Source organism: Streptomyces pseudoechinosporeus, from assembly GCF_054783935.1.
Genome location: NZ_BAAGPS010000009.1, coordinates 603153 through 610871, shown reverse-complemented (window position 1 = coordinate 610871; position 7719 = coordinate 603153). Strand labels below are relative to the sequence as shown.

The following is a 7719-nucleotide window of genomic DNA, read 5'->3' as shown; positions in this document are numbered from 1 at the left end:
GGCGTGGAGGGCGCCACGCCCTCGGTGACCCCGATCGCGATCGCGCCGGGCGTGAAGTACACGGAGTTCGACATTCCGGCCGCCAAGGGAATGGCGCACGCGCATGTGCTCAGTGTCGATCTCCGCGATCCCCGGGTGAGTGTCGACCTCATGCATCCCGGCGCGGTGGCGGCCCGCGCCCCCGTCTCTCAACTGGCCGACGCCCGCGGCGCTGTCGCGGGCGTCAACGGCGACTTCTTCAACATCACCGAGACCCAGCATCCGGGCGTCGAGGCGACCGGCGCGTCCGTCGGCCCGGCGATCGCGAGCGGGCGCACCCTCAAGGCGGCGGTTCCGGACGGTCAGCGCTTCGGTCCCGCTCTCCCGCCCGGTACGAGCACGAAGGACGTGCTGGGCGTGGGCGCCGACCGCCGGGCCCGCCTCGACAGCATGGCCCTCGACGGTTCGATCCGTACCAGTGAGGCACGGCTGCCGCTCGGCGGGCTCAACCAGTACGCGCTGCCGGTCGGTTCCGTCGGCGCGTTCACCTCGGACTGGGGCAGTGTCTCCCGGGTGCGGGCCACCTGCGGCACGGACACCGACCGGGCCGCACCCTGCAGTGCGGACACCTATGAGGTGACGGTCGAGGACGGCCGCGTCGTGTCCTCGGCCGACACGCCCGGCAGCGGTCCCATCGCGGCCGACACCACGGTCCTGGTCGGCCGGGAGGCGGGCGCCCAGCAGTTACGGAAGCTGTCGCTGGGCGAGCGGGTCACGGTGCGGCACCGCCTCGTCGCGGCCGCGTCCAGGATTCCGTACCGGTTCGTGGTGGGCGGCTACCCGGTCCTGAAGGGTGGTCAGCCGCTCGCCGGTCTCGACAACGCGACCTCGGCGGTGCGGACCGCGGCGGGCATCTCGGACGGCGGCAAACGGCTGACGCTACTCGCACTGGACGGGGCACCCGAATTCCGTACCGGTCTCACCATCGCCGAACTGGCCGCCACCATACGGCAGTTGGGCTCCGTCGACGCTTTCAGCCTCGACGGCGGCGGATCCACCACGCTGGTCGCCCGCGAGCCGGGCGCGGCTGCGGTGAGCGTACGCAACCATCCCAGCGCCGGAGCCGAGCGCCCGGTGCCGAACGGGATCGGGGTGTTCTCCCGGCCGTGAGCGGTCGTGGAGCAGTCGTGAGACCCCGCTGAGGGCTCAGGGGTTCAGGCCGCTGACCATGTCCGCTGTCGCCGAGATGCCGTCGTGGATGGTCGGCGCCAGGTCTGTGCTCGCGAGATAGAAACCGAGCAGGATGCACACCAAGGCGTGCGGGATCTTCAGCGTTTTATTGCGCATGAAGATCACCGCCAGTACCACGAGCAGCAGCACCACAGAGATGGAAATGGCCACCGTCAACCTCCTCCGCCACGCCCACATCGCGGCTTTCGGCCGCAAGTGTGGCGTAGCGGGGGGTTCGTCCGTGCGGCTGACGTGTCCGCCGAACGTGTGTTGACTGGCTGTGAAAGCGCTGGGCTACGACCGCTCGTTGGCGTCCAGGAACTTCTCGAGCCCTGCGAGATCATCGGTGTTGATGTAGTCGACGTCGGCGGCGAGGAGTTCGCCCCAGAGCGCGTCACGGGCTGGGCCCGCCAGGTCGGGCGTGGCCCAGAAGCGGACCTTCTGCCGGCGCGAGTGGGCCGCCGAGATGATGCCCCGCAGCTTCTGGCGCTCGGCTTCGGGGAACGGGCCGATGCCCTGCCAGGTGAAGTTGAGCGTCCAGTTGTCGCTGATCAGCGGGATGAAGGAGGCGGGCGCCGGGCTGCCGAGGTCGGCGAGTCGGCCGTCGTAGAAGGCGCGCCGCACGGTCTGGGCCTCCATCGGCGTACGGGCCGCACGGTCGCCGGAGATCACGGCCGTGACCGGGCCGGGGAAGACACGCCCGTACGCGTACGTCGTGAACAGGTGCTTGTAGCGGCGCAGATGGCGGTCGAGTTCGAGGTACGTCGAGGAGCCCTCGGTCTTGAGGTCGATGAGGAGCTGGATCGGCTTGCGGTAACCCCGGTACATCGAACCGTGGTTGGTCTTCACACGGCGGGCGAGCGGGTCGAGGTAGAGGGATTCGAGGGTGCGGGCCGGGTCGAGGTCGACCGCGTCGTGGGCCACCAGGAGCTGGTCGCCGACGAGAAAGATGTCGGCCTCGAGGCTGCCGAATCGGTGGTCCAGGGCGTCCAAGAGGGGCCTGGGGTGCAGGTAGTCGTTGTGCGCGTGGGCACGCCACAGCGGGCGCGGGCCGTGCTTCCGCTCGCCTGCCTGTGCGTACGCGGGCGCGGCGACCGAGCCCGCGAGGGCGCCACCGAGGATGGTGAGTGCTCTGCGGCGGGTGGTGAGGGCCATACTCTGCCTCCCTGAGAGTGCCGTGAAGGAACCTCAGCGAGTATGCGATGCAGAAGGGTCCAACGAGCAGGGCCATGCGGGGAGTTGGCCGGACTGCCGCTGTGCGTTCACTTCGTCCGCGCGGAGCACACCGAAAAGCCCGCCCCGGGTGGGGCGGGCTTCTCACAGGTGTGAGCAGGTGTACGTCAGGGTGCTTGGAGGTCGACCAGTTCGGCCAGTGCCTCGCGGTGGCCGCCCGCCGTTCCGTACGCGATCGAGTCGGCCTTGGCCCGCTTCAGGTACAGGTGCACGGGGTGCTCCCACGTCATGCCGATGCCGCCGTGCAACTGCACTGCCTCCTCGGCGGCGTGGACCGCGACGGGCGCCGCGTACGCCTGGGCGACGGCGACCGCCACGTCCGCGTCCGTGCTTCCGGTGGCCAGCGCGTCGGCGGCGTTGCGGGCCGCGGCGCGCGCGTGGACGACTTCCAGCCACAGCTGGGCGAGCCGGTGCTTGAGGGCCTGGAAGCCGCCGACGGGCCGGTTGAACTGCTTGCGCTCCTTCAGATAGCGGACTGTCTCGGTCAAGCACCAGTCGGCGAGGCCGAGTTGCTCGGAGGCGAGCAGTCCGGCTCCAGCCCGCAGGGCTCGTCGTACGGCGGGTTCGGCGTCCCCTAGGAGGCGGCCGGCCGCGCCCTCCAGCACCACCGTCGCCACCGGTCGGGTCAGGTCCAGGGACACCCGCGGGCTGACGGTCACGGCGTCGGCCTCTACCGCGTACAGGCCGCCGTCGTCCGCGGGCACGAGCAGTACGTCGGCGACGGCCGCGTCCGCGATGCCGGTCAACTCCCCGTGCAGGGCGCCGTTCTCGTGTCGTACGACCTGGTAGGCGGCGCCAGGAGCGACGTTCAGCGCGACGGCGAGGGCGCCGATCCGCCGCCCGGACGCCAGCTCGCTGAGGAGTTCGTCGGCCTCGTACGCGAGGAGGGCCTCAGTGGCGACGACGGCGCTCGTCAGGTAGGGCACAGGCGCGACCGTGCGACCCAACTCCTCCAGCACCACGGCGACTTCGCGATGACTTGCGCCCTGGCCGCCCGACGACTCGGGGACGAGGAGGCCCGCAAGACCCATGCCGTCGCTGAGGGCCTTCCACAGCTCGGGATCGTGCGGCGTGCCGGACTCCACGCGGGCGATGACGTCCGCCGTGTCGCAGTGGTCGGTGAGCAGGTCGCGTACGGCCGCGCGCAGCGCCTCTTCCTCCTCCGAGTACAGCAGATCAGTCATCGCGCAAGGTCCTTCCAGGCGACGTCCTTGTCGGTGCGCGGCTCGGCGGGCAGGCCCAGGACGCGCTCGGCGACGATGTTCAGCAGGACTTCGTTGGTCCCGCCCTCGATGCTGTTGCCCTTGGAGCGGAGGTAGCGGTAGCCGGCGTCGCGCCCGGTGAAGTCGACGAGTTCGGGGCGCCGCATCGTCCAGTCGTCGTACAACAGGCCTTCCTCGCCGAGGAGTTCGACCTCCAAGCCGCTGATCTCCTGGTTGAGACGCGCGAACGCGAGCTTCAGTCCGGAGCCCTCGGGGCCGGGCTGGCCCGCGACGAGCTGCTGGCGCAGCCGCTCGCCGGTGAGGCGCGCGACCTCGGCCTCCACCCACAAGGTGAGAAGCCGCTGGTGGAGGTCGTGGGTGCGCAGTTCGGGACGCTCACGCCAGGTCTTCGAGACCGGGCCGATCATGCCGCCCTCGCGCGGGATGCGCATACCGCCGATGGACACACGCTCGTTCATCAGCGTCGTCTGCGCGACCCGCCAGCCGTCGCCGATCTCCCCGAGACGGTGGCTGTCGGGGATGCGGACGTCGGTGAGGAACACCTCGTTGAACTCGGCCTCGCCGGTGATCTGGCGCAGCGGACGCACCTCGACACCGGGGTCGGTCATGTCGCAGATGAAGTACGTGATCCCACGGTGCTTGGGCACGTCCGGGTCGGTACGGGCGATGAGGATGGCCCACCGAGCGACATGGGCGCTGGACGTCCACACCTTCTGCCCGTTGACGACCCAGCTGTCGCCCTCTCGTACGGCACGCGTGCCCAGCGCGGCCAGGTCGGACCCCGCACCCGGTTCGCTGAACAGCTGGCACCAGACCTCCTCGCCCACCCAAAGGGGCCTGAGGAAGCGGCTCTTCTGCTCCTCCGTACCGAATGCGAGGATCGTCGGCGCCGCCATGCCGAGTCCGATACCGATGCGCCGCGGGTCGTTGTCGGGGGCGCCCGCGGCCTCCAACTCGGCGTCCACGACGGCCTGGAGAGAGCGCGGCGCGCCGAGTCCGCCGAGGCCCTCCAGGTAGTGCACCCAGGCGAGTCCGGCGTCGAAGCGGGCCTTGAGGAAGTCGAGGCGGTCGGTGGTGGCAGGAGGATGCGCGGCCAGCAACTGCTGCGTACGGTCCCGCAGTTCGGCAGCGTCGGTCATGCCGCTGCCCCTTCGGTGAGACCGGGGATCACGGCGACGCGCCCGGTGGTGACCCCGTCGGCGACGCGCTGCACGGCCGCCGCCGCACCCTCCAGCGCTACACGCTCGCTGACCAGCGGCTTGATCGCACCGCGGGCGGCCAGTTCGGTGAGCTGCTCGTGGCAGCGCAGGACCAGCTTCGGGTTCTTGGTGTTGTAGAGGCCCCAATGCAGGCCCACGATCGAGTAGTTCTTCACCAGGGCGTGGTTCAGGGCCGGACTGGGAATGGAACCGCTCGCGAAGCCCACGACCACGATCCGCCCCTCGAAGGCGACGACCTTGGCGGACTGCGCGTACGCTGCACCGCCGACCGGGTCGTAGATCACGTCCGCGCCCCGGCCGCCGGTGGCCTCCTTCACGGCGCCGACGACGTCCTCGGCGCGCCGGTCGATGACGACGTCACACCCCAGCTCCCGTGCCACGTCCGCCTTGTCGGACCCGCCCACGACCCCGATGACCGTGGCGCCCGCGGCCTTGCCGAGCTGCACGGCCGCGCTGCCGACCCCTCCTGCGGCAGCGTGGACGAGCAGCGTCTCGCCGGCCTCAAGACCTGCCCGGCGGTGCAGTCCGAACCATCCCGTCTGGTAGCCGATGTGCAGCGCCGCGGCCTCGGCGTCGTCGAGCGCCTCGGGGGCGGACAGCACGGCCGCGGCGTCCGCGATCGCGTACTCGGCGAAGCCGCCGTACGGCAGCGCGGGATTGCCGATGACCCGCCGCCCGTCCTCGGTCTCACCGCAGATCTCCACGCCGGGCGTGAATGGCAGCGGCGGCCTGATCTGGTACTGCCCGCGGCACAGCAGGGCGTCCGGGAAGTTGATGTTCGCGGCGCGCACCTTGAGCAGGACCTGGCCCTCACCGGGCACCGGCCGCTCCACGTCGTCGAGGCGCATCACCTCGCTCGGCTCGCCGTTCTGGTGCACTTGCCATGCCTGCATGCGGGGCCTCCACGGCGCTGTGTTGGTCTTGTTCGCCTCCGGGGCGCCACAGTCTGTGCCGAGAGCGCGACCGGACTCCAGCACATACTAAGCGGTCGCTTGGACTTCTGTGAACCACCGACGTCAGCCGTCTTCGCGACCCCGCTTGGGCCGCGCCCGTACGTGCATCCGCTCTCCCTGCGGCCCGAAGATACTGAGGAACTCCACCGGCCCCTCCCCCGTCGACCCGAACCAGTGCGGTACGCGCGTGTCGAACTCGGCGGCCTCTCCCGGGCCGAGCACGACGTCATGATCGCCGAGGACGAGCCGTAGCTTCCCGGAGAGCACGTACATCCACTCGTAGCCCTCGTGCACGCGCGGGTCCGGCTGGATGGAGCGTGCGGGTTCCAGCACCTTGTAGGCGAGGAGTCCGCCGGGCTGGCGGGTGAGCGGCCAGTGGGTCCGGCCGCCCCGCACGATCGGTTTGGAGCGGACGCGTGGGTCGCCCACCGGTGGTGCGCCGACCAGTTCGTCGAGGGGCACCTGGTGGGCGCGGGCGATGGGCAGCAGCAGTTCCAGGCTGGGTTTGCGCAGACCAGACTCCAGCCGGGAGAGGGTGCTCACGGAGATGCCGGTGGCCTCGGACAGACCCGCCAGGGTCGCGCCCCGCTCCTTCCTGATCCGTCGCAGCCGGGGGCCGACTCCCGCCAGAACCTCGTCGGTGTCCCGCTCGTTCAGATCCGTCCCGTGCTCACTCTCTCGCTCACTCATGCGTCTATTGCAGTTTCGGCAAAGGTGTTTGTCAATGCGGCAGCAGTTGGGCGACCTTGTGCGTGGAGGTGGTCACCATGACCGATCGTTACGAAGTGGTCGTCGTCGGAGGCGGCGCGGCCGGGCTGTCCGCCGCGCTCGTACTGGGACGCGCGCGGCGCCAGGTGCTCGTCGTCGACGCGGGCGAGCCGCGCAACGCGCCCGCCGCGCACATGCAGGGCTATCTGTCGCGGGACGGGATGTCGCCCGCCGAGTTCCTCGCCGAGGGGCGGCGGGAGATTCAGCGATACGGGGTCGAGCTGGTACGGGACCGTGCGGTGGACGTCGCGCGGGACGACGCCGGGGAGTTCGACGTGACGCTGGCGTCCGGGCGTTCGGTGCACGCCCGTCGGCTGGTCGTCGCGACCGGGCTTGCGGACGAGTTGCCGTCGGTGCCCGGGGTCGCGGAGCGCTTCGGGCGGGATGTGCTGCACTGCCCGTACTGCCACGGCTGGGAGGTTCGCGACCAGGCGTTCGGGGTGCTCGCGACGTCCGTCATGAGCGTGCACCAGGCACTGATGGTCACGCAGTGGTCCAAGGACGTTTCCTTCTTCCTCCACACGGTCGCCGAGTCCGAGCTCTCGGACGAGGACCTGCGCCACCTGGCCGCGGCCGGGGTGAACGTGGTTCCCGGCGAGGTGGCGGCGCTCGTCGTCTCGGACGATCGGCTCACCGGGGTGCGTCTTGCGGACGGGTCCGAGCACGAGCGCTCCGTGGTGTTCGTGGCGCCGCGGGCCGTACCGCGTACGGGGCTGCTGGAGCAGCTCGGTGCCGACCTGGAGGAGACGCCGTTCGGCGTGTACGCGGCCGTGGACGAAGCGGGTCGCACCAGCGTGCCGGGCGTCTGGGCGGCGGGCAATGCGGTGGGGTTCGCGGAGCAGGTGATCAACGCGGCTGCGTTGGGCTATCGGGCGGGAGCCATGATCAACGGGGATTTGCTGTTCGCGGACATCGCCTCCGGCGGTTGAGCGGGTTGCCTCCGGCGGTTGGGCGGGGCGCCTTCGGGGGTGGGGTGTTGAGTTCGTGGGCGACTGCGGGTGCGTCGTGGCTGGTCGCGCAGTTCCCCGCGCCCCTGAAAAGCCTGCGGCTCCCCGCGTCCCCAGAAAAGTTCGCGCCCAGAGCAATTCCGCGCCCCGGGCGAGCCCGCCCCGG

General features: G+C 70.7%; 8 protein-coding genes. 2 read left to right on the top strand and 6 right to left on the bottom strand.

The features are described 5' to 3' along the window. Positions 1-3: 3 nt before the first annotated feature. On the top strand, positions 4-1149 hold the full coding sequence (locus ACYVO6_RS14320; RefSeq protein ID WP_461061393.1) for a phosphodiester glycosidase family protein: 1146 nt from the start codon (positions 4-6) through the stop codon (positions 1147-1149). 36 nt (positions 1150-1185) lie between these two features. On the opposite strand, the gene ACYVO6_RS14315 is transcribed toward ACYVO6_RS14320, so the two are convergent. The 6 genes from ACYVO6_RS14315 to ACYVO6_RS14290 all read right to left on the bottom strand — a co-directional run bounded on the left by ACYVO6_RS14315 (position 1186) and on the right by ACYVO6_RS14290 (position 6528). Continuing rightward, positions 1186-1380, bottom strand: a complete 195-nt coding sequence (locus ACYVO6_RS14315; protein WP_461061034.1) for a hypothetical protein — start codon at positions 1378-1380, stop codon at positions 1186-1188. 123 nt (positions 1381-1503) lie between these two features. Next, a complete protein-coding gene (locus tag ACYVO6_RS14310) occupies positions 1504-2364 on the bottom strand; it encodes a phosphatidylinositol-specific phospholipase C/glycerophosphodiester phosphodiesterase family protein (RefSeq protein ID WP_461061032.1) in 861 nt (286 codons plus the stop codon). A 185-nt stretch (positions 2365-2549) separates the two neighbouring features. After that, positions 2550-3626 (bottom strand): acyl-CoA dehydrogenase family protein, encoded by a 1077-nt coding sequence (locus ACYVO6_RS14305; RefSeq protein WP_461061030.1) that lies wholly within the window; start codon positions 3624-3626, stop codon positions 2550-2552. Further along, positions 3623-4804 carry an acyl-CoA dehydrogenase family protein gene (locus tag ACYVO6_RS14300; protein WP_461061028.1) on the bottom strand — a complete coding sequence of 394 codons (1182 nt, stop codon included), beginning with the start codon at positions 4802-4804 and terminating at the stop codon, positions 3623-3625. Before ACYVO6_RS14300 ends, ACYVO6_RS14305 begins: the two co-directional genes overlap by 4 nt. Next, positions 4801-5778 carry an NADPH:quinone oxidoreductase family protein gene (locus tag ACYVO6_RS14295; protein WP_461061026.1) on the bottom strand — a complete coding sequence of 326 codons (978 nt, stop codon included), beginning with the start codon at positions 5776-5778 and terminating at the stop codon, positions 4801-4803. Before ACYVO6_RS14295 ends, ACYVO6_RS14300 begins: the two co-directional genes overlap by 4 nt. Before the next feature lie 123 nt (positions 5779-5901). Continuing rightward, complete coding sequence (locus ACYVO6_RS14290) at positions 5902-6528, bottom strand: helix-turn-helix domain-containing protein (protein ID WP_461061024.1); 627 nt, start codon at positions 6526-6528, stop codon at positions 5902-5904. A 77-nt stretch (positions 6529-6605) separates the two neighbouring features. On the opposite strand from ACYVO6_RS14290, the gene ACYVO6_RS14285 reads away from it, so the two are divergent. Continuing rightward, a complete protein-coding gene (locus ACYVO6_RS14285) occupies positions 6606-7535 on the top strand; it encodes an NAD(P)/FAD-dependent oxidoreductase (RefSeq protein WP_461061022.1) in 930 nt (309 codons plus the stop codon). Positions 7536-7719: the final 184 nt, after the last annotated feature.

Coding starts and splice junctions, on each gene's coding strand:
- ACYVO6_RS14310 (WP_461061032.1), bottom strand. CDS start 2,364: ATGGCCCTCACCACCCGCCGCAGAGCACTCACCATCCTCGGTGGCGCC.
- ACYVO6_RS14300 (WP_461061028.1), bottom strand. CDS start 4,804: ATGACCGACGCTGCCGAACTGCGGGACCGTACGCAGCAGTTGCTGGCC.
- ACYVO6_RS14295 (WP_461061026.1), bottom strand. CDS start 5,778: ATGCAGGCATGGCAAGTGCACCAGAACGGCGAGCCGAGCGAGGTGATG.
- ACYVO6_RS14305 (WP_461061030.1), bottom strand. CDS start 3,626: ATGACTGATCTGCTGTACTCGGAGGAGGAAGAGGCGCTGCGCGCGGCC.
- ACYVO6_RS14285 (WP_461061022.1), top strand. CDS start 6,606: ATGACCGATCGTTACGAAGTGGTCGTCGTCGGAGGCGGCGCGGCCGGG.
- ACYVO6_RS14290 (WP_461061024.1), bottom strand. CDS start 6,528: ATGAGTGAGCGAGAGAGTGAGCACGGGACGGATCTGAACGAGCGGGAC.